This is a genomic window from Treponema sp. R6D11, from assembly GCF_054786075.1.
Genome location: NZ_BDHD01000566.1, coordinates 1 through 774 on the forward strand (window position 1 = coordinate 1; position 774 = coordinate 774).

The window sequence follows — 774 nt, forward strand, 5'->3', positions numbered from 1 at the left end:
ACGTTAAATTGTTTTGTGTTTACCTTTTCCTCTTTTTCGTAACCGCCGACGCTGGTACGGGAACCTCCGCTTATTTGGGAAACTCCAAGTTCCAAAACTTTTTTTCTTGATTCTTCGCTTTCCCTTGTGGAAACAATAATTCCCGTATAAGGGACGCTGATCCTAAGGCATGCGGCAATCATGGCGAAAGTATCGTCATCTATGCCGTTTTTGAAAGAACCGGGATTTATTCCCTCGGCGGCGCGTATTCGCGGAACGCTTATGGTATGGGGTCCTACACCGTGCGCCGCTTCCAAATGTTCGGCGTGCATAAGTATCGCTATAAATTCATAAAGGTACTGGCCAAGGCCGAATAAAACGCCCAACCCCACGTCGTCTATTCCGCCCTGCATGGCCCTGTCCATGGCTTCGGTGTGCCATTCATAGTTCGACTTTGGACCTGACGGATGGAGTTCTTTATACCTTTCCCTGTTATATGTTTCTTGAAATAAAATATATGTTCCAATTCCCGCGTCTTTGAGCAGTTTATAATCATCTACAGTTGTGGCTGCGATATTTACGTTCAGGCGGCGAATAGCCCCGTTTTTATGCTTAATGCCGTATATCGTCTCTATTGACTCAGTGATATATTCAATGGGGTTATTAACCGGATCTTCTCCGGCTTCTATCGCAAGACGCTTGTGTCCCATATCCTGTAACGCAATCGCCTCCCTGCGTATTTCGTCCTGCGAAAGTTTTTTTCGCGTCATCGTTTTGTTTTGCGAGTGATATGGA

At 45.9% G+C, this 774-nt stretch carries 1 protein-coding gene; it reads right to left on the reverse strand.

Annotated features, from left to right (window positions below; translation table 11 throughout):
- The coding region (gene hydG / locus ACYVTD_RS14715) for a [FeFe] hydrogenase H-cluster radical SAM maturase HydG (RefSeq protein WP_461248465.1) at positions 1-749 on the reverse strand (749 nt) is incomplete at its 3' end.
- Positions 750-774: the final 25 nt, after the last annotated feature.